Genomic DNA, 18,941 nt, shown 5'->3' with positions numbered 1-18,941 from the left:
TTGATACTCATCACGCCACCTCGTTGGCTTCAGGTGACAGCAGCATCCACCCAGCGCGGCGCAGATCCTGCGACAGGCGGCTGATGGTCAGGGCTAATCAGGTTACTTTATTCCCGTGGTCATCTGAAAAATTGAGATTGGGGCGCGCCAGAGCGGGTTGCCGCAGCACCCGCTACTACCGGTTCCCCCGCAATGTCGCTGCCCCACGCTGCCCTGGAGACGAACCTCGATCCCGTCGACTCAGCGGCCGGGAAGTGCTGGCGTGTGATGGACCAAGCCATGGTCATGCTCAAGTGCGGCAGCCAGTTGACCAACAAGCACGGTGGCCAGCAGCGCACCTTTTATATGGTGGTCACCACCGCATGAGCGCGATCGTTGCCTGCGACGAGCCTGTGCTGCCGCCTGGCTTCCGCTGGGACAGGCCTTGGCAGGGCGCGATGGGGCCACCGACAGCGCTTTTCTTCGAGGGTGAAGAGGTGGCCCGGTTGGTCCAGAAGCTCACAGGCGAGTGGTTCGTGCTGCTCGAGCGCCAACGGCCGGTGCCACCTGGCCAGCCCTTCGCGCCCTTTGTCGAGCGCGCCTGCAGCAGCTTCGATCAAGGGCGACGTTGCACCGTCATGTGGGCAGTGCGCCATGAGGCCAGGATCCGAGCTGAGGTGACAGCCCGGAGGGCGCGTTCCTACGCCATCCAGGGAGAGGTCGCTGGCCGGAAGGGCCGGGAAAATTGGCAGGACCTTTGAGCGCGCGCTAGGCCTCCGGCGCTGGCTGCCGGGAAAAATAAGCTATGCAAGCTACTGATTTTTAAGCTCAGTAATGCTAACTTTTAATCTTTTGGTCGATGGTTCGAATCCATCACGGCCCACCAATTCAATCCGCAGTGCAGCTGGCGCCGATGGCGCTTTTTTTGTGCGGTTGCAGTTTGCGCGCTGCGTTGGCGATGTCCATCTCTACCGTGCGGCCAATACGAAAACCTCCGTCCTGGGGTTGCGGGTGACCTGGACACTGGCGAGGGCTAATGCGGGCAAAGACGATCCAGCTCAGCCCTCCCGTCGAGCGCTGGACGCGAGCCGAGTGCCGAGGCCGTGACGACTTGGGCGAACCATGTCGTGGTGCCTTCTGGCTTTTTACGCGATGGCGCGTGCCGCCCATGGCATCGGCACGCCGCCTGCGTTGATCCTGCTACAGCCGGATGTCCGTCGTGCACCCCACGGTCTCGTCAAAGCCCTAGCGCTTTGCGACCGGATCGCCCGCGCGACGACGGCAAGGGCGCCATCTGTCGACCATTGCAGCGCTTGGCGTACGGGATTGGACCAATCAGCCGCGGCAGATCCACTTGCCGGTGACCTTGAAGGTCTTCGCGTTGATCGCACGCGTGTTGACCTGCCCGAGCTGCACGCTCCTGGTCTGCGGAAATGCGTCCCGGCACTGCGCGGCGCCATCGGCCCACTGGTGATTGAAGACTTCGATCCTGCTCGGGCCGCCGTTATTGAACGAGGTCATCTGCTCGGTACGGGAGACGACGTGAAGTGTCTTTGCCGAGGCTGCGGTGGCGAGCGTGGAAAACACGATGGTTCCAAACAGTAAAATGCTGCGCTGAAGGGTTTTTTCAAACGAGCAAGTCGGCGTTTTCATCAGAGTCGATCCGGGTGAGGGAAGGGTGCTGGTGTGAAATCGTCGCGAGGCTACGACGCGGATAAGACGCCGGCGTGACCGTGGGTTTGCGTCACGGATGGGTTATTGCTGCGTTCAGCGGTACTGATCGTCGTGGTGGTGTGGACGCCACAACTCTCGGCAAAAGAGCAGGTTGTGCGATGTTCTGATTGATCAGCAGGCGCGCCATTGCGACTCCATCACGTAGGCGGCCATGCAGCTCTTCACTGTTCAACACATTGCGTGTGCGTGTGCGGGGGGGGGGGGGGGGGGGGATCCGGGGGGGAGGCCNCCCCATTCCCGCCGCAGTGCCGCATGTTCCATTATCGGTGAACGCTCTTTGCAAGAGGACGAATCAGGAAGCCTGCGGACATTCAAGACGTGCCGACCTGAACCCGAGTCGCAAAAATTCTGAGAGATATGCCTTCTCAGGCAATCCTTGCGTCCGCGGCGGCATGATCGTGCGTTCACGGCTACCGCTCTATTGTCTGCACCAACTTCAGGGCTACGACGTGAATGGCTGCGCATCAGGAAGACGCCGCAAGGTCGCGGATTTACGAGGCCTTGTTACAGGCGACGCCGGACCTTTTATATGTGTTCGACACCCAGCACCGCTTCGTTTACGCCAACCAGGCACTACTGACGATGTGGGGTATGTGCTGGGACGACGCAGCCGGAAAGACGTGTCTTGAGCTGGGGTACGAGCCCTGGCACGCGGCGATGCACGACGAGGAGATCGAACGGGTGATCGCAACCGGTGAGCCGATACGCGGCGAGGTGCCGTTTCCGCATACGGTCAAGGGCCTGCGCATCTATGACTACATCTTTACGCCAGTGTTCGGACCCGATGGCGATGTCGAGGCGATTGCCGGTGCAACGCGCGATATCACCGAGCACAAGCAGCACGCGCAACATCTGCAGTTGCTGATCAACGAGCTCAACCATCGGGTCAAGAATTCGCTGGTGATGGTGCAGTCGTTGGCGCGTCAGTCGTTCAACAACGCCGACAACCTCGCCGATGCACAGGAGAAGATCGATGCGCGCCTGCTTGCGCTGTCGCGTGCGCACGACACCTTGACCCGGGAGAACTGGGTCAGCGCCGATATCCTGGAGCTGACGCGCGATGCTGCAGCGCTTTACGAGTCGCGCGACAGCCGGCGATTCATCCTGCAAGGTGAGTCCTGTCGTCTGGATCCACGACGCGCGCTGGCGCTGTCGATGGCGCTGCACGAGCTGTGCACCAATGCGCTCAAACACGGGGCACTGTCCTCGTCTGAAGGCAATGTGCAGATCGTCTGGGAGCGCTGCACGCGCGATGGCCAGGCGATGCTGGAACTCACCTGGCAGGAGCTCGGAGGCCCCACCGTGCTGCCTCCTGCACGCAAGGGGTTCGGGTCGCGGCTGCTGGAGCGCGGCTTGAAGCACGACCTCAAGGGCGAGGTGGAGCTTGCCTTCGACCCCACCGGTGTACGGTACCGGGTTTCCATCCCGTTACCGGTTCTTCCCGCCGAGGTGCAGCCGTGAGCATGCGGGTGTTGCTGGTCGAAGACGAATCCTTGGTGGCGATGCTGCTCGAGGATTGCCTGGTCGAACTGGGCTATGACATCGCCGCGACCGTTGGCGATGTCGATGCCGCGCTCAAGGTGGTGCAGCAAGGCAATCTGGATCTGGCGGTGCTGGATGTCAATCTGGGAGGCACGCTCTCGTTTCCGATCGCAGAAGCGTTGGACGCGCGCGGCGTGCCCTACCTGTTTGTCACCGGTTATGCGCAGAGCGGGATTCCGGAGAAGTTTCGCCATCGGCATGGGTTGCAGAAACCGTTTCAGTTTCGCGACCTGCAAAACGCCTTGTCGGCGCTGGAGCGCAGGGCCAGCGCCGACTGACGCTGTCGTCAGCAAGGCCGTAGTGGTAGTCCGTGCGGATGCTGCCGACGATCTGCGCCAGCTGGCTGGCGGTGGCACTGGCATCGTCGCGCATTTACGCGAACACGCCGCGGAATTCGCCGCTCATGCGCGCGGTGAGATCATCGGCAGCGTCACCTGCACAACGCGTGGCGTGCTGCACATGACACGCTGGTACGCGCGTCCGATTGCTTCTTGCCCAGGCCTGACATGTGACACGCGTAGCGTCATCGGGACCAGCGGTGGCGCTGTCAACCTGCAAGGGCAACGGCGCGCCAGTGCCGCGCCGCACAGAGCGGTGCGCGCGTCAAGCAATCTTGGCCGCGCGCACTGCATCTGGTGGCCTAGAGACCCTCGGCAGCGGAGCGCGCGTCGCGCTGTGGACGGACATCAGCCTTCCAGCGCAGCCAGCACGTCGGCGTGCAGCTGTTGTGCGCCGGATTCGCTGTTGAAACGCGCAAAGACCTCTTCGCCGGAGAGCAGGCCGACCCGCACGGAGTGGCAGTACGAGCCGAAGCTTTCGCCAGCGTTGAACGGATCGCTGATGACCGAGATATGGGTGAGGCGGACCCGGGTGGTGCCGAACTTGATGAACATCTGCGAGCTCCTGTGTGAGCGCTGAGTTTCCCACTTTGCGGTGCAGGGCAGAAGCGGGGGCGATGCAGCCGCCGCGGTGGCGCAGGGTTGGGCCACAACGTGCTGCGGATCTGGTGGCTTGGCCCTGCCGTGCAGCATGCGATGGGAGAAGCGCCGCCTCGCGCATGCGGCGAGCCAGCACGTACACTGCCAGGCCCTGATGCTGAGCTTGCCTGATGTCCGATCCCATCCGTCTCGATAAATGCGTTGCCGCGCAGTTCGGTTGTTCGCGTGGCGAGGCGCAGCAGTACATCGAGGGTGGCTGGGTCAGCGTGGACGGGGCGGTTGTCGAAGAGCCGCAGGCCCTGGCAACCGCTGCGCAGGTAACGCTGGCGCCGGATGCGGTACTGGAACCCGCCGAGCCAGCGACCTTGTTGTTGCACAAGCTGGCAGGAATGACCGCCGACGCCGCAGTGGCACTGGCCAACCTGGCAAGCCGCAGCGAGCTGGACAACGCCGAGGTACGCGTTCTCAAGCGGCATTTTCTGCGTCTCAATGCGCCGCTGCCACTGGAGGACGACGCCACCGGCCTGCTGGTGCTGAGCCAGGATGGCCGGGTACTGCGCAGGCTGAGGGCCGATGCCTGCTCGATCGAGCAGGAGTTTCTGGTGGAGGTGCGGGGCCAGGTGCACCCGTATGGCATGGCGCGCCTGGCGCAGGGCCTGGTCTATCAACGGCGCAGCCTGCCGCCGTGCAAGGTGAGCTGGCAGAACGAAGAACGGCTGCGCTTTGCGATCAAGCATGTACAGCCGGGCCAGCTCCGCTACATGTGCGGCGAAGTGGGGCTGGACGTGGTCAGCATCCGCCGGCTGCGCGTGGGCCGTGTGTCGCTGGGCAAACTGGCCATCGGCCAGTGGCGCTATCTGCCGACAGGCGAGCGCTTCTGAGATGCAGCTTGATACGTGTGCGCACAGCTTCCTCATGCAGCGCACTTGAGGTATCGGCTGCATCGACGCGGCTGTGTGCTTGGAAAGACGCGGCGTTAGCTGACGCTGCGGGTTGCTCTTTTCGAGGCTCCGCGATTCGCCACGTGAATCGTCGATCGTGAATCAAGCAAGGGCCGACGGAAGTCGACCGGTACCTATGCCGTCGACCGGTACCTACGCCGCTGCATCGCACGGTCGCGTGCAACGCGTCTTGTTGCGGGCGATCGCCCGGCCTGCTTACTTCTTGTTGCGCTTTTTCTTGGCGCGTGTCACCAGCCAGAACACCACGGCGATGATCCCGATGACCAAGATGGCGAATGCCGGTGTCAGAAACGTGTTGTCGCCCATGAAAGTCTCCTGGAAGTCATCTGCAGCGAAGCGCTGTACTGACGTTAGCCTAGCGAGCGGCCTGCTTGATCGCGTGAAATGCGCTGCGTTCTTGCATCAACGTGCTTTCGCATCGCTTGAAGGCCAGCAGCACCAGCGCGCAGCTCAGCGCTTCAATGCAGTACGAGCCGCCTGCTTTGCGGCGTTTGATGCGAATAGAGCGGATATGGTGCGTGCCGTCAGCGCCACTACGCCAATGCACGTCGCCCGATGTACGGCAACTACCGCGATGTTGCATCAAGTGACAGTCAGGCAGCGCAAGACGCATGCGGGCAAATACGCGCTTGGCCACCGCGTGACACGCTGAAGTCAGCCTGTAGAAGAGATCGATTGCATGGGCAACAGATCGACAATGGTCGCCAAACGCGGTGGCTGTCGCCGTGGATATCGCTCGCATCGCCCGGCGAACTTCGCAACATTCTGGCAACGTGCGCGTTTCGATCAGCAGGTGCGGTTGCTCTCGCACGGAAAAGAACACGTGCGGCAATCAGATAGACCCAGCCGAGCGGGTCGTCGCGTTGCGGCGGTCCGATCAACGCATCGGCCAGCCCGCACAGCACGAGGCCTCACAGGTCTGCGTCGGCAGTGTCCCGGCAGGGGCGTGCTCAGCGCCCCGCGAGTTGAGCGGCCCAACAGGCCTCGCGTCCGGTGGCTGCAGTTTAGGTGAGACGTGCATCACGTAAATCGGGGGCGCGCTGACAGGTTATCGGGATACTCCCGACAAGCGCGCCGTCCTCGACTGCGCGTGTCGCCGAGCGTAGCTGCGGGAGACTACTGAATGCTGGACGTACAGCGCAAGCCGGCGCAGTCGATCCGTACCGTGCTGCCGCTCTGGCAGGTCGCGGCGATGCGGGTAGGGCCGGCCGCCTGCGCCGTGCCGCAGTGCAAGCCGCTGCTGATGCTTTGGGCGCGTTCCATCGATGATTTGCTAGACATCGCCGGGCCTGCAGGCGCTGTCGGAGCCGCAGCGGCGGTGGGTACTGACGATGGCGCCGCCGATCAGGATGTTGCCCCAGATGCCCATGTTGGCGCGCGAGATGGAGCGGCCTGCCGCACCGCGCTGACCGGGCAGCGCGCAGGCGAGATCCAGATCGCGTGCGGACCGGCGCACCTGGGCGGTCTGGCCGGACTCCAGGGTGACGCGCCCCTTCTCGTTGCGGATGGCGCAATCGGCGCCGGTGATGGTTTGGCCGTCGGCGGTCTTGGTATCGACGCGAATCGGCTGGGTCGCGTCGTTCATCACCGTTGCGCACCCGCTCAACGCAGCCATGGCAATAGCTGCGGTCACTAACTAGTTCATGCTGTCCCCTGGCGTAAGGCACAGCGGCACCAGGCGGGCATTGCGCCGCGGCCATGGCACAGCTGTGTCGTGATCAATCCCCGTTGCCGCCACATCGCGCGACGGGGTGGCATTTCATGCCGGGAGTGTGGGCCGCCATCCAGTTGCGGTCGTGCGCGTCAGACGCCCGGCGCGGCGAGCACGCGGCGTTTCGCCATCACGCTGCGGATGGCGGTGAGCAGTTGCTCGGGAGTGTAGGGCTTTTCCAGGAAGGCCACGCCGTCGGGCAGGATTTCTTCGACGTATTCGACCGCCAGCCCGGAGGTCAGCAATACCGGCAGGTTGTACGGCGCGTGTGCGGTCTTCAAAGCAAGGTCCACGCCGGTCAACCCGCCGGGAAAGTGGATATCGGAAAACAGCACATCCACGCGCGGGTCGCTTTCGATCAATGTCAGCGCTTCTTCGACCGAACCGGCGCTGCGACAGGTAAAGCCGTAACTTTCCAGCACAAGGCAGCTGAGTTGTCGGGTGCCGTCGCCGTCTTCGACAACGAATACAACCGGCCGTTCCTTGTTCTGTGACATGAGCACGTCTCGTAAGGCAGGCCACATTCTGGGCGATGCAGCAGTGAACCCTTCGTCAATGCAGGACGCAGCCGTATGGTCACCAACCGAAGGGGCCGGGACCATAGCCGCCAGGCGCGTAGCGCGGGCCGAATACCGGGCCTTCGCCGCGACCGACGCTGATGCTGACGCCGATCTGGTGTGCCTTGCCGTCGTCGTCGTAATAGGTCTTGCAGGAATTCAGGTTGGCGGCCTGCCAGTTGCTGTTGCCGCCGCGACTGGAATAGCCCATGCCGGTCTCGACGGCGCCGTGCAGCTTGCCCTGGCATTGTTCGGCGCGCTCGGCAGCGATCGACGCCGCGCTCGGGCGTGCCAGCGCAGGCCGGGGGCCGCTCTTGTCGCCGTAGAACGTGCCCGGCGGATCGGTGCTGTATTCCGGGTCCGAACGGTACTGCACCGGTGCCTGCGGGACGCTGAGGTCCAGTGCACGGGCGGATGCCGGCTCGGCACTACCGTCGCCGTTCTGGGCGAGTGCGCCACCGGCGGCGAATAGAGTGGCCAGGAGAAGCAGGCTGCGTTTCATCGGTTCGACTCTACTCAAGTGACTGGCAGCGCGTGCCAGCTCGCCCTGTGAAACTAGCAACGGCTGATTGAATGCCCGCTGTCGATTCAGGCGAATGGTGTGCCGGCGCGTGGCGTCCGCTGGCACAGGCTGTTGCATCAGCCTTGCTTGCGCACGATGTCGATCAGCTGCGCGCCATAACGGGCCAGCTTGCCGCCACCGATGCCGCCCACGCGCGACAGCGCATCGATACTGGTGGGGCGCTGCTCGGCGATATTGCGCAGCGTGCTGTCGTGGAAGATGACGAAGGCCGGCACGTTCTGCTCCTTGGCCAGCTCCGCGCGCAATCCGCGCAAGGCGTTGAACAGCATCAGATCCTGCGGCTGTACCGGCAGGCCGGTGCGCTGGGTGCTGCGATCGCGCTCGCGGCCGGCGGACGGGTTTTCCCGTCGCATCATCACCTGGCGCTCGCCCTTGAGCACCTGGCGGCTGGCATCGGTCAGGCGCAGACCGCCGTGGCCCTCGCTGTCGACTTCCAGCAGGCTGGCGGCAACCAACTGGCGAAACACGCTGCGCCAGGTGCGCTCATCCAGATCGCGGCCGATGCCGTAGGTGCTCAGCTGGTCGTGGCCCAGCTGCTTGATGCGCTCGTTCTCGCTGCCACGCAGGATGTCGATCAGGTGGCCCACGCCGAAGCGCTGGCCGCTGCGGTACACGCAGCTGAGCGCCTTCTGCGCCGCCACGGTGGCGTCCCAGGCGGCGGCCGGGGTCAGGCAGTTGTCGCAATTGCCGCAGGGCTTGGGATAGGTCTCGCCGAAGCCGGCCAGCAGCACCTGGCGGCGGCATTGCATGGATTCGCAGTAGCCCAGCAGGTGGTCGAGCTTGGCGCGCTCCAGGCGCTTGCGCTCCTCGGCCGCCTCGCCCTGTTCGATCATCTGCTTGAGCAACACCACATCGCCAAGACCGTAGCAAAGCCAGGCCTCGGCGGCCTCGCCGTCGCGGCCGGCGCGGCCGGTCTCCTGGTAGTAGCCCTCCAGCGATTTGGGCAGGTCCACATGTGCCACGAAGCGCACGTCGGGCTTGTCGATGCCCATGCCGAAGGCAATGGTGGCGGCCATGATGATGCCGTCCTCGCGCAGGAAGCGGCGCTGGTTTTCGGCGCGCACCTCCGCCGGCAGGCCAGCGTGATAGGGCAGGGCATTGAAGCCCTGCGCGCACAGCTGCTGGGCGGTTTCTTCCACCTTGCGCCGCGACATCGCATAGACGATGCCGGCACAGCCGCGATGGCGGCCCAGGAACTCCTGCAGCTGCTTGCGCGCGTTGTCCTTCTGCACCACGGTGTAGCGGATGTTGGGGCGGTCGAAGGAGCTGACGAAGTGGCGCGCGTCCACCAGGTCCAGGCGCTCGGCGATCTCGCGCTGCGTGGGTGGGTCGGCGGTGGCGGTCAGCGCCATGCGCGGGATGTGCGGCCAGCGTTCGTGCAGCACGGTGAGCTGGCGGTATTCCGGGCGGAAGTCGTGCCCCCATTGCGAGACGCAGTGGGCCTCGTCGATGGCAAACAGGGCGATGCGGCTGCGCTCCAGCAGCGACAGGAAGCGCTGGGTCAGCAGCCGTTCCGGCGCCACGTACAGCAGGTCCAGATCGCCGGCGAGCAGGGCGCGCTCCACCCGCTGCGCGTTCTCCGCATCCAGGGTGGAATTGAGGAATTCGGCGCGCACCCCAAGCTGGCGCAGCGCCTCGACCTGATCCTGCATCAATGCGATCAGCGGCGAGACCACGATGCCGATGCCGTCGCGCAGCAGCGCCGGGACTTGGTAGCACAGCGACTTGCCGCCGCCGGTGGGCATCAGCACCAGCGCGTCGTTGCCGGCAGCGACGTGTTCGACAATGGCCTGCTGCGGGCCGCGGAAGGCATCGTAACCGAAGACGCGGCTGAGCAATTCGTGTGCGGGAGAAGACATCGACCTAGGATACCGCGCGGGTCAAGCCCTGGCTGGTCTGCAGCGTAGCGATAGTGCGCGTGGAGGCCTGAGGAATTGCCGTGAGGCAGTTGGTGGATTGGCCAGCGGTGCGTGAGATGCCGGCAGGGGCGAGTTGCACAAGGCGTCGCCCCGGGGCCCTCACCCCAACCCCTCCCCCGGCGGGAGAGGGGCTTTGATAAAGAGGCTTTGATCCCTTCTCCCACCGGGACATTGTCCTCCTTTATGGAGGAGAAGGTGGCGCGCAGCGCCGGATGAGGGTACGCGGCCACACGCAGGTACGGCAGGAGACCGAGCAGGAACCTATGGTTTCGCCTCAGCGAACCATGGGCAGCCCCGAAGGAGCGAATCCCTTGGGGTTTACTGCAGCAGCGAGCGCAGCATCCAGGCGTACTTTTCGTGGGTCTGCAGGCGCTGGGTCAGCAGGTCCACGGTCGGGTCGTCGCCGGCGTCGTCGGCGGTGCCCAGCACCTTGCGCGCGGTGCGGCAGACCGCTTCGTTGCCGCTGACCAGCTGGCGCACCATCTCGCGCCAGTCGGCGCTGTCGCTCAGACCCGGCTCTTCCGGGATCGAGGTCAGTGCGACGAATTCGCGGTACGAGCCCGGTGCGTTGTAGCCCAGGGCGCGGATGCGCTCGGCCACTTCGTCCAGCGCCGCCCACTGCTCGGTGTACTGGGTTTCGAACATGGTGTGCAGCGAGTTGAACATCGACCCGGTGACATTCCAATGGAAGTTGTGGGTCTTCAGATACAGGGTGAAGGCGTCAGCCATGTAGCGAGCCAGGCCGTCGGAGATCTGCTTGCGATCGGCGTCCTTGATCCCGATATCGATATGCGGCGCGGAGGCGGCAGCGACCGGCAGGGCATCGTTGACGACGACAGGCTTGTTGGCGTTCTTTTTCTTGGACATGGGATGGTCCTTACCGAGGGATGGATGTCTGATGGAATGGATATGGCGTCACAATGGACAGGCTAAAGGATCAAACGTCATTCAATCTTTCACACTCCTCAATCAATGAGCGCTATCGACACCGAGCTTGCCAACACCTTGCGCGAGCGCCGCCGCGCGGTCGATGGCGCGATGAGCCGCGACCGCGGCCGCTTGCTGGGCCTGTGGTCGCGCTGGCAGGGCAAGCCGGGTAATGTGCAGGCGCGCGAGGCATTCGAGCAAGCACTGGCGACATCGCAGGGGCAGCGCCAGGCGCGTGCCGAGCAGCAGCCTGCTATCACCCTGGACGAGCAGTTGCCGATCGCGCGCGAAGCCGAGCGCATCATCGCGCTGATCCGCGAGCAGCAGGTCGTGGTCATCGCCGGCGAGACCGGTTCGGGCAAGACCACCCAGCTGCCCAAGCTATGCCTGGCTGCCGGGCGCGGCGCCGCCGGCATGATCGGCTGCACCCAGCCGCGCCGGATTGCCGCGCGCGCGGTGGCCGCACGCGTGGCCGACGAACTGAAGAGCCCGCTCGGCACCACGGTGGGCTTCCAGGTGCGCTTCACCGACCGGGTGGGCGAGCAATCGCGCATCAAGTTCATGACCGACGGCATCCTGCTGGCCGAGATCGCCAGCGACCGCTGGTTGTCGGCGTACGACACCATCATCGTGGACGAGGCGCACGAACGCAGCCTCAACATCGATTTCCTGCTGGGCTATCTCAAGCAGCTGCTGAAAAAGCGCCCCGACCTGAAGTTGATCGTGACCTCGGCCACCATCGATACCGAGCGCTTCGCGCAGCATTTCGACAATGCGCCGGTGATCAGCGTGGAAGGCCGCACCTTTCCGGTGGAAGTGCGTTACCGGCCGCTCGAAGGCGAGGCAGGCGGCGATGACGACGATGGTGGCCGCGACGGCGAACGTACCGTCAACGACGCCATCGTGGCGGCGATCGACGACATCACCCGCCTCGATCCACGCGGCGATGTGCTGATGTTCCTGCCCGGCGAGCGCGAGATTCGCGATGCGCACCATGCGTTGGAGCGCCGCAAGTACCGCGATACCGAAGTGGTGCCGCTGTATGCGCGGCTCTCTGCCGCCGACCAGGACCGGGTGTTCAACCCCGGCCCGCGTCGGCGCCTGGTGCTGGCCACCAACGTGGCGGAGACCTCACTGACGGTGCCGCGCATCCGCTACGTGGTGGACCCGGGGTTTGCGCGGATCAAGCGCTACAGCCCGCGCCAGAAGCTGGACCGCCTGCATATCGAGCCGATCTCGCAGGCCAGCGCCAACCAGCGCATGGGCCGTTGCGGGCGGATTGCCGAGGGCATCTGCTACCGGCTGTATGCGGAAGCGGACTTTGCCGTGCGCCCGGCATTCACCGACCCGGAGATCCGGCGTTCGTCGCTGTCGGGCGTGATCCTGCGCATGCTGCAACTCGGGCTGGGGCGGATCGAGGACTTCCCGTTCCTGGAAGCGCCGGACGAGCGCGCGGTGGCCGATGGCTGGCAGCAATTGCTGGAGCTGGGCGCGATCGACGGCAACCGCCGCCTGACCGCGACCGGCCGGCAGATGGCGCGCCTGCCGGTGGACGTCAAGCTGGCCCGCATGCTGGTGGCCGCGCAGCAGCATGGCTGCCTGCGCGAGATGATCATCATTGCATCGTTCCTGGGCATCCAGGACCCGCGCGAGCGTCCGCCCGAGGCGCGCGAAGCCGCGGACAACGCGCATGCGCTGTTTGCCGATGCGCGCTCGGAATTCGTCGGCATCCTGCGGCTGTGGGAGGCGTACCGGCAGGTGCATGAAGACCTCACCCAGTCCAAGTTGCGCGACTGGTGTGGCCGGCATTTCCTGGGCTTTTTGCGCATGCGCGAGTGGCGCGAACTGCATCGGCAGTTGCGTCTGCTGTGCGAGGAACTGGGCTGGAGCGAGGAGCCGGCCACGGCAATGCTGGCGCCGCTGCTTGCCGGCGCCAGCGCACCGCCGCGGGCCGATGGCCACAACGCCAACCGGCCCACGCGCGGACAGCTGCACCGGGCCGCGCGGCTGGCACGCGAAGGCAAGGCCGATCCGGCCGCGCCATCCGTGCAGCCTGCAGCGGTTGCGCCCAATCGGCAGGCCGAGGCCACCGATGCGTCGGCACGCACCAGTGAGCGTGAACGTGCTGCTGCGTATCAGGCGCTGCACCGCGCGCTGCTGGCCGGCCTGCCGACGCAGATCGGCCATCGCACTGAAAAGGGCGACTATCTGGCCGCGCGGCAACGCCGTTTCGTGCCGTTTCCGGGCTCTGCGTTGGCACGCAAGCCGCCGCCGTGGATCCTGGCGGCCACGCTGCTGGACACACAAAAAGTCTGGGGCATGACCAATGCGGCGATCGAGCCGGACTGGGCCATCGCCGAATTGGGGCATCTGCTGGCGCGCAAGCATTTCGATGCGCATTGGTCGCGTGCGCAGGGGCAGGTGGTGGCGTCCGAGCAGATCAGTCTGTTCGGGCTGGTGCTGGCGCCGAAGAAGCCGGTGCACTTCGGTAAGATCGATCCAGTGGCCTCGCATGACCTGTTCGTGCGCCAGGGCCTGGTGAGCGGCGAGATCACCACGCGTGCGGCGTTCGTGGCCGACAACCTGCGGGTGCTGGAACAGGCGCGCGAGGAAGAAGCCAAGCTGCGTCGCGCCGGTATCGTGGCCGACGAGGACTGGCAGGCGCGCTGGTATCTCGACCGCATTCCGGCCGAGCTGCATTCGGCCAGCGGGCTGGACGCCTGGTGGAAGACGCTGCCGGCCGACAAGCGCCGCAGCCTGCACTGGAGCTTGAACGATCTACTGCCGGGCGAAGGCAGCGAGGCCGATCGTTTCCCGAAGTATTTCGCGCTGGGCGATGCGCGGTTGCCGCTGCATTACCGCTTCGAGCCGGGCGCCATCGACGACGGCGTGACGCTGGAGGTGCCGCTGCACCTGCTCAACGCGCTGGATCCGGCGCGGCTGTCGTGGCTGGCGCCGGGCTTCGTTGCCGACAAGGCATCGGCGCTGATCCGCAGCCTGCCCAAGGCGCAACGGCGCAACTTCGTGCCGGCGCCGGATTTCGGCCGGGCGTTCTACGAGGCCTATAGCCTGCCGTCGGCCGACGACATGCGTGGCGAACTGGCGCGCTTCCTGTCCAAGGCTACCGGCGTGCAGGTGTCGGCGCTGGATTTCGATGAGCACGCGCTGGATTCGCACCTGTTGATGAACCTGCGGCTGCGCGATGACGACGGCAAGGTCCTGGCCGAATCGCGCGATCTGGACGCGCTGCGTGCGCGTTTCGGCGATCGTGCCGGCCAGGCGTTCGCTGCGCGTGCGGGGCGTGCGCTGGCCGCCGAAGGCCTGCGCGAGTTTCCGGCTGCGCCGATTCCCGAACAGGTGGCTGGGGAAGCCGGTGTGCCGGCGTATCCGGCGCTGGTGGAGCAGGGCGAGGATGCAGCGCTACGCATCTTTGCCGACCGCAACGAAGCAGCGCAGGCGCATCCGCGCGGCGTGCGGCGGCTGCTGGAAATCGCCCTGGCCGACAAGATCAAGCAGGCGCGCAAGCAGCTGCCGGTGTCGCCCAAGACCGGCCTGCTGTATGCGGCGATCGAATCGCAGGAGCGCCTGCGCGGCGATCTGGCCGATGCCGCGCTCAATGCGGTGCTGGCCGAGGGCATGGGCGCAATCCGCGACCCGGGCGCGTTCGCGCATCGGCGCGACGATGCCGGCAAGCGTCTGTTCGGCGAGGCGATGGAACGCCTGAAACTGGCCGAAAGCATCCTGGCTGCGGTGGCCGAACTCAAGCCACTGCTGGAGGCGCCGCTGATGGGCTGGGCGCGCGGCAATCTGGACGATATGGAACAACAGTTGCGCGGTCTGGTGCATGCCGGCTTCCTGCGCCAGACCCCGGCCGAGGCACTGGCCAACTACCCGCGCTATCTCAAGGCGATGATCCTTCGGACCGAACGCGCCAAGCGCGACCCGGCGCGCGACCAGGCACGCATGCTGGAGCTCAAGCCCTTTGTGGACGCACTGGACGATGCGGCCGCGCGTGGGTTGCAGCAGCGCACTGACTGGCAGGCGTTGCGCTGGGATCTGGAAGAACTGCGGGTGTCGGTGTTCGCGCAGGAGCTGGGCGCCAGATCCGGCGTCTCGGCGAAGAAACTGGCGCAGCGGGTTGCCGCATTGCGCGGCTGATGCCGCGGACCGTCTGCGCCCCCGGCATGCGCCGCTGCGCAGGCGTGTCGGGCATCGGCCATCCAGGCGGATGGCGCGATGCGGTCGTCGCAGACGTGTATCAGAACTTCAGATGCAAGGTGGCCATGTAGCGTCGCCCGCTCTTGTAGCGGCCGGCCAGGTGGTCCTTGTCGCCAAGATACTGCAGGTACTCTTCGTCCAGCAGGTTCTGTGCATCCAGCTGCAGCGACCAGTTCGGGCTGAACGCAAACCCGATACTGGCACCGAGCTCGGCATAGTCGTCCACGCTGGCCGGGGCAGCGCCGGCCACGTAACCGCCGGCCAGATAGCTGTCGCGCCAGTTGTAGGTCAGCCGTGCGTTGAGCGGGCCTTTCTCGAAGTACGGGCTGAACGCCACGCTGTTGCGCGACTGGTAGGGCAGGGCATCGCCGGTGTTGTTCTCGCCGTTGGCGTAGGTGTAGTTGCCGGTCAGGCCGAAACCGCTGTCGCCGAAGGGTTGCTGGAACGAGAGATTGAAGCCCTTGACCTTGCCCTGGCCGGCGTTGCGCGGCCGCTGGATGCTGTAGTCGCAATAGCCGTCTGCGGTGCAGCCATTGCTGCCCACCAACTGCGCCCAGCTCTGCGGCGCGGTATCGCGCAGTGCGTTGTACTGGCGCTCCACGCTGGCACTGGTGTCGATGTAGTTCTCGATCTTCTTGTAGAACACCGACCAGGCCACCACCGATTGCTGGGCGAAGTAGTACTCGGCCGAGAGGTTGAAATTCCACGACTCGTATGGCGACAACTCCGCGTTACCGCCACTGCCGGTCAGCGTGGTGTCGTTGAGGAAGGTGTTGTTGACCATCTGGTTGTACGGCGCCCAGGCGATCACCTTGGCCGCGGCGAAGCGGAACACCCAATCGGCGTTGGTGTCATACGACAGGGTCAGCGAGGGCAGTAGGAAATCCTCCTTGCGGGTGCGGGTCTGCCACAGGCTGTCGGCGTTGGCCAGCGAGGGCGTGCCGCTGTAGACGAAGCCGCTGCCCTCGGTCTTGGAATCGACATAGCGCACGCCAAGATTGCCGCGTAGACCGCCGCCGGAAAAATTCAACTGCGCGTAGGCGGCATTGTTGGTCTGCTGCAGCGCCCAGGTGTTGTTGAGATAGCTGGCCGGATCGGGTGCGGCGTAATCCACCGGACTGTTGCCGATCCAGTTCAGTACATTGTTGCGGCCCGCCTGCACATGCCGGCCATGGTCGGGATAGAAACCGTCCAGATCGGTCAGGCCGATGGTGCCCACGTCGGCCAGCGTGCCGGGTGTGACGCCGCCATAGACATTGAGTTCGAAGCGCTCGTCGTGTTTGCCGTGGCGCACGCCCAGCAGCAGTTGATTGAATACGCTGTCGAACTGCAGGTTGAGATCCAGCTGGCCGTAGGTGTCCTTGCTTTCGGTGGAGAAGATGCCGTTGTTGCCGAACCAGCCGCCGGCCGAGCCCCAGTTGGCCGGGTCGCGTGCCCCGGCCGCGTCGTCGAAGCGGATACCGCGGCGCGTGTCCCAGCTGAAACCGCCGTTGTAGAACGGCTCGATGAAGTATTGCGACAGGTCGGTGTTCTCGGACTTGCTTTGGCCGATCTGTCCATTCAGGCCCCAGCCCTCGCCGCGAAATGCGCCGCGCAGGTCCAGGCCCTTGGTGGCGACTTCCGACTCGCGCACGTTGTTGTCGTAGATCACCGTGCCGCCGAGCGGGTCGGCATTGGCGCTGGAATGGCCGCTGGTCACCACGCCATTGCGCACATCGCCCAAGCGATCCACCGCGGCAACGGTGCCGGGATTCCAGGTCAGAAAGCTGTACATCGACTGGTTGTAGTTGTCGAACCTCTCGTTGATGTACAGGCCGCTCAGATTGAACTCCAGCGCCTCGCTGGGCTTGAGCTGCAGGTTGACCACGGCGCTGTCGCGCTCGCGGTCCTGCTGGAACCAGGCGGCATTGATCGAGTTGGGCACATCGGCATCGGGCGGCACCGTGCCTGTGGCATTGGCGAAACTGCTGGCCGGTGCGTAGCCGAACACTTCCATGCCGCGGCGGTCCACGCGCTCTTCGTAATGCTGCGCCGACACCGCGATACCGAAGGTCTGCGCGCGGTTCTTCCAGCTGTAGAGCAATGCCGCGTTGGGCTTGCCCTGGCTGGCCTGGTCGCTGTAGCTGTAGCCGATCGAGGCGGCCGCCTCGTGGACCTCCAGATCCAGCGGCTGACGGGTATGCATCAGTACGGTGCCGCCCAGGCTGCCTTCGGTCAGCCGCGCCTCGGAGGATTTGAGGATTTCCGCACGGCCCAGGATCTGCGGCGCCAGCAAGGTGTAGTCGAAGCCGCGGTTGGGTTGTTCGCCGTACAGCCAGATCGCCTGCGCCACTGGGTGGCCGTCCAGGAACGACAGGCTCAGGCTGGGGTCGGTGCCGTCGATGCTGACCCGCTCGCCCTGGCCGAAGCGCCTGTCCAGCGTGACGCCGGGAATCTGCGACAACGCTTCGGCCACGTTGGTGCTGGGGAATTTGCCGATGTCCTCGGCGGTGATCGCCTCGGAGATGCCTGCGTTGTTGCGTTTGGTGTCGAGCGATCTTTCCAGGCTGGCACGGATGCCGACCACCTGGACAGCATCCAGGTCGGTGGCTTGCTGGCCTGCAGCGTCCTGGGCTTGCACGGTGAATGCCAACGACAACGCAATCGCGCTGGACAGCAGGGTGGTGCTGTATTTCATGATGTCTCTCCTCATCACGCACAGGGATGGACGGCGGGCCGCTGCTCGCCGGATGCGGGGTCTTGCCGCCACGCGTTCGGGAAACGCCCGGCCAATCGCTTACGACACGTCAGCGTGGTGCTGCAGATACCAATTGGCTGCGCCGAACACGCCCAATTGCCCGTGCTCGACCAATTTGACCGGGATGCGTTCGAGCACCTCGCGCATGCCGCCCTTGTCGAGGAAGCGCGCACGAAACGCGCTGGCTGCCAGGAAGCTGCCGATGGTCGGCAGGATGCCGCCCGCCAGATAGATGCCGCCGGCCGCGCCGTAAGCCAGGGCCATGTCGCCCACGGCATGGCCGAGCAGGGCGCAGAACACCTGCAGCGTTTCGCGTGCCAGCGCATCGTCTTCATGCAGGGCGGCGTGGGTGATCGCCGCGGGCAATACGAGCCGCGGTGCGGTGCCATGCAATTGGCAGGCGGCGGTGTAGAGCCGCAGCAGGCCGGGGCCGGACAGGACATGTTCGAGTGGCAGGTAGTGCCGATCGCGCAGCAGGATGTGCAGCAGCTGCGCTTCGTGCGCGTGCGTGCTGGCCAGCGCGACCTGGCCGGCTTCGGTGGCCAGCACGATCGGGCGCGGCCTGGCATCGATCCACACCGCTGCCCCGAGCCCGGTGCCCGGCCCGACCACCAGGATGGGACCGGCGGCGCGTGCATGCCGCGGTGTGGGCCCGCTCAGCTGCAGCACCGCACGCGGCTTCATGAGCGGTGCGGCATAGGCGACCGCTTCGAAATCGTTGACCACTTGCACGCGACGCAGGTCGAGCACGTTGCGCAGGCGCTTGGGCGAAATGCTCCACGGCAGGTTGTTGCTGATGAAGGTGTCTTCGTCCAGTGCAATCCCGGCACTGGCGATGACCACCGCATCCACGCCGCTCACCTGTTGCAGGAAGTCGGCCAGGATGGCGTCCAGGCTGGGGTAGTCGGCACAGCGATAGGTGCGGTAATGCGCCAGCTCGACCGCGCCGCCGTCTGTCTGCAGCGCATGACCAAGACGCACATGCGTGCCACCGACATCGGCGGCGATGAAGCCGGTTGCGGCGGGAATGGCGGGCAAGCCAGACGCCTGAGCAGAGTGCGAGGTCGCAGCCACATGCTGTCCTTTGATCCATCTGATCGGCCCGTGCCGTCAGTGAGTAGGGGCCTGTGTAGG

16 protein-coding genes are annotated in these 18,941 nt (G+C 65.3%); 6 read left to right on the top strand and 10 right to left on the bottom strand.

Features of this window, described 5'->3' with window-relative positions; translation table 11 throughout:
• Positions 1-192 precede the first annotated feature (192 nt).
• Positions 193-366 carry a hypothetical protein gene (locus XCSCFBP4642_RS29495; RefSeq protein ID WP_167331393.1) on the top strand — a complete coding sequence of 58 codons (174 nt, stop codon included), beginning with the start codon at positions 193-195 and terminating at the stop codon, positions 364-366.
• Positions 363-740 carry a hypothetical protein gene (locus tag XCSCFBP4642_RS0116810; RefSeq protein WP_029220813.1) on the top strand — a complete coding sequence of 126 codons (378 nt, stop codon included), beginning with the start codon at positions 363-365 and terminating at the stop codon, positions 738-740. Before XCSCFBP4642_RS29495 ends, XCSCFBP4642_RS0116810 begins: the two co-directional genes overlap by 4 nt.
• 574 nt (positions 741-1,314) lie before the next feature.
• Here the strand turns inward: XCSCFBP4642_RS0116810 and XCSCFBP4642_RS30095 are convergent.
• The gene (locus XCSCFBP4642_RS30095; protein ID WP_228325731.1) at positions 1,315-1,632 is read right to left on the bottom strand and encodes a hypothetical protein; all 318 of its coding nucleotides are present in this window, start codon (positions 1,630-1,632) and stop codon (positions 1,315-1,317) included.
• Between the two features lie 534 nt (positions 1,633-2,166).
• On the opposite strand from XCSCFBP4642_RS30095, the gene XCSCFBP4642_RS0116800 reads away from it, so the two are divergent.
• Together XCSCFBP4642_RS0116800 and XCSCFBP4642_RS0116795 are read left to right on the top strand one after the other, a co-directional pair.
• Positions 2,167-3,174: a sensor histidine kinase gene (locus XCSCFBP4642_RS0116800; RefSeq protein ID WP_029220811.1), complete on the top strand. Its 1,008-nt coding sequence runs from the start codon at positions 2,167-2,169 to the stop codon at positions 3,172-3,174.
• The gene (locus XCSCFBP4642_RS0116795; protein WP_029220810.1) at positions 3,171-3,533 is read left to right on the top strand and encodes a response regulator; all 363 of its coding nucleotides are present in this window, start codon (positions 3,171-3,173) and stop codon (positions 3,531-3,533) included. Before XCSCFBP4642_RS0116800 ends, XCSCFBP4642_RS0116795 begins: the two co-directional genes overlap by 4 nt.
• A 408-nt stretch (positions 3,534-3,941) precedes the next feature.
• Here XCSCFBP4642_RS0116795 and XCSCFBP4642_RS0116790 read toward each other — a convergent pair whose 3' ends face one another.
• Positions 3,942-4,148: a hypothetical protein gene (locus tag XCSCFBP4642_RS0116790; RefSeq protein ID WP_029220809.1), complete on the bottom strand. Its 207-nt coding sequence runs from the start codon at positions 4,146-4,148 to the stop codon at positions 3,942-3,944.
• 215 nt (positions 4,149-4,363) lie between these two features.
• Between XCSCFBP4642_RS0116790 and XCSCFBP4642_RS0116785 the strand changes: the two genes are divergently transcribed.
• On the top strand, positions 4,364-5,074 hold the full coding sequence (locus XCSCFBP4642_RS0116785; RefSeq protein ID WP_029220808.1) for an rRNA pseudouridine synthase: 711 nt from the start codon (positions 4,364-4,366) through the stop codon (positions 5,072-5,074).
• Between the two features lie 436 nt (positions 5,075-5,510).
• On the opposite strand, the gene XCSCFBP4642_RS28770 is transcribed toward XCSCFBP4642_RS0116785, so the two are convergent.
• The 6 genes from XCSCFBP4642_RS28770 to XCSCFBP4642_RS0116745 all read right to left on the bottom strand — a co-directional run bounded on the left by XCSCFBP4642_RS28770 (position 5,511) and on the right by XCSCFBP4642_RS0116745 (position 10,792).
• On the bottom strand, positions 5,511-5,978 hold the full coding sequence (locus XCSCFBP4642_RS28770; protein ID WP_152527293.1) for a hypothetical protein: 468 nt from the start codon (positions 5,976-5,978) through the stop codon (positions 5,511-5,513).
• 450 nt (positions 5,979-6,428) lie between these two features.
• Entirely contained in the window at positions 6,429-6,740 is a 312-nt protein-coding gene (locus tag XCSCFBP4642_RS25925; protein ID WP_228325730.1) for a hypothetical protein, read from the bottom strand.
• A 218-nt stretch (positions 6,741-6,958) separates the two neighbouring features.
• Positions 6,959-7,363, bottom strand: a complete 405-nt coding sequence (locus XCSCFBP4642_RS0116760; protein ID WP_029220805.1) for a response regulator — start codon at positions 7,361-7,363, stop codon at positions 6,959-6,961.
• Positions 7,364-7,442: 79 nt separating this feature from the next.
• Complete coding sequence (locus XCSCFBP4642_RS0116755; protein WP_029220804.1) at positions 7,443-7,925, bottom strand: hypothetical protein; 483 nt, start codon at positions 7,923-7,925, stop codon at positions 7,443-7,445.
• 137 nt (positions 7,926-8,062) lie between these two features.
• A complete protein-coding gene (gene recQ / locus XCSCFBP4642_RS0116750; protein WP_029220803.1) occupies positions 8,063-9,865 on the bottom strand; it encodes a DNA helicase RecQ in 1,803 nt (600 codons plus the stop codon).
• A gap of 378 nt (positions 9,866-10,243) precedes the next feature.
• Positions 10,244-10,792, bottom strand: coding sequence for a Dps family protein (locus tag XCSCFBP4642_RS0116745; protein ID WP_029220802.1), 549 nt, complete (start codon positions 10,790-10,792; stop codon positions 10,244-10,246).
• 105 nt (positions 10,793-10,897) lie between these two features.
• Between XCSCFBP4642_RS0116745 and hrpA the strand changes: the two genes are divergently transcribed.
• Positions 10,898-15,010 carry an ATP-dependent RNA helicase HrpA gene (hrpA, locus tag XCSCFBP4642_RS0116740; RefSeq protein WP_029220801.1) on the top strand — a complete coding sequence of 1,371 codons (4,113 nt, stop codon included), beginning with the start codon at positions 10,898-10,900 and terminating at the stop codon, positions 15,008-15,010.
• A 100-nt stretch (positions 15,011-15,110) separates the two neighbouring features.
• Here the strand turns inward: hrpA and XCSCFBP4642_RS0116735 are convergent, their stop codons facing one another.
• Together XCSCFBP4642_RS0116735 and XCSCFBP4642_RS0116730 are read right to left on the bottom strand one after the other, a co-directional pair.
• Positions 15,111-17,747 carry a TonB-dependent receptor gene (locus XCSCFBP4642_RS0116735; RefSeq protein WP_029220800.1) on the bottom strand — a complete coding sequence of 879 codons (2,637 nt, stop codon included), beginning with the start codon at positions 17,745-17,747 and terminating at the stop codon, positions 15,111-15,113.
• A 99-nt stretch (positions 17,748-17,846) separates the two neighbouring features.
• Positions 17,847-18,881 carry a glucokinase family protein gene (locus tag XCSCFBP4642_RS0116730; protein ID WP_029220799.1) on the bottom strand — a complete coding sequence of 345 codons (1,035 nt, stop codon included), beginning with the start codon at positions 18,879-18,881 and terminating at the stop codon, positions 17,847-17,849.
• Between the last annotated feature and the right edge of the window lie 60 nt (positions 18,882-18,941).

It is taken from the genome of Xanthomonas cassavae CFBP 4642, from assembly GCF_000454545.1.
Lineage (GTDB): Bacteria > Pseudomonadota > Gammaproteobacteria > Xanthomonadales > Xanthomonadaceae > Xanthomonas > Xanthomonas cassavae.
The sequence above is the reverse complement of the archived record's forward strand: the minus strand, read 5'-3'. Positions and strand labels throughout refer to the sequence as shown.

Excerpts from the sequence above, each read along its gene's own strand:
- XCSCFBP4642_RS29495 (WP_167331393.1), top strand. The coding sequence starts at position 193 with ATGTCGCTGCCCCACGCTGCCCTGGAGACGAACCTCGATCCCGTCGAC.
- XCSCFBP4642_RS0116810 (WP_029220813.1), top strand. The coding sequence starts at position 363 with ATGAGCGCGATCGTTGCCTGCGACGAGCCTGTGCTGCCGCCTGGCTTC.
- XCSCFBP4642_RS30095 (WP_228325731.1), bottom strand. The coding sequence starts at position 1,632 with ATGAAAACGCCGACTTGCTCGTTTGAAAAAACCCTTCAGCGCAGCATT.
- XCSCFBP4642_RS0116800 (WP_029220811.1), top strand. The coding sequence starts at position 2,167 with ATGGCTGCGCATCAGGAAGACGCCGCAAGGTCGCGGATTTACGAGGCC.
- XCSCFBP4642_RS0116790 (WP_029220809.1), bottom strand. The coding sequence starts at position 4,148 with ATGTTCATCAAGTTCGGCACCACCCGGGTCCGCCTCACCCATATCTCG.
- XCSCFBP4642_RS0116785 (WP_029220808.1), top strand. The coding sequence starts at position 4,364 with ATGTCCGATCCCATCCGTCTCGATAAATGCGTTGCCGCGCAGTTCGGT.
- XCSCFBP4642_RS25925 (WP_228325730.1), bottom strand. The coding sequence starts at position 6,740 with ATGAACGACGCGACCCAGCCGATTCGCGTCGATACCAAGACCGCCGAC.
- XCSCFBP4642_RS0116760 (WP_029220805.1), bottom strand. The coding sequence starts at position 7,363 with ATGTCACAGAACAAGGAACGGCCGGTTGTATTCGTTGTCGAAGACGGC.
- XCSCFBP4642_RS0116755 (WP_029220804.1), bottom strand. The coding sequence starts at position 7,925 with ATGAAACGCAGCCTGCTTCTCCTGGCCACTCTATTCGCCGCCGGTGGC.
- recQ (WP_029220803.1), bottom strand. The coding sequence starts at position 9,865 with ATGTCTTCTCCCGCACACGAATTGCTCAGCCGCGTCTTCGGTTACGAT.
- XCSCFBP4642_RS0116745 (WP_029220802.1), bottom strand. The coding sequence starts at position 10,792 with ATGTCCAAGAAAAAGAACGCCAACAAGCCTGTCGTCGTCAACGATGCC.
- hrpA (WP_029220801.1), top strand. The coding sequence starts at position 10,898 with ATGAGCGCTATCGACACCGAGCTTGCCAACACCTTGCGCGAGCGCCGC.
- XCSCFBP4642_RS0116735 (WP_029220800.1), bottom strand. The coding sequence starts at position 17,747 with ATGAAATACAGCACCACCCTGCTGTCCAGCGCGATTGCGTTGTCGTTG.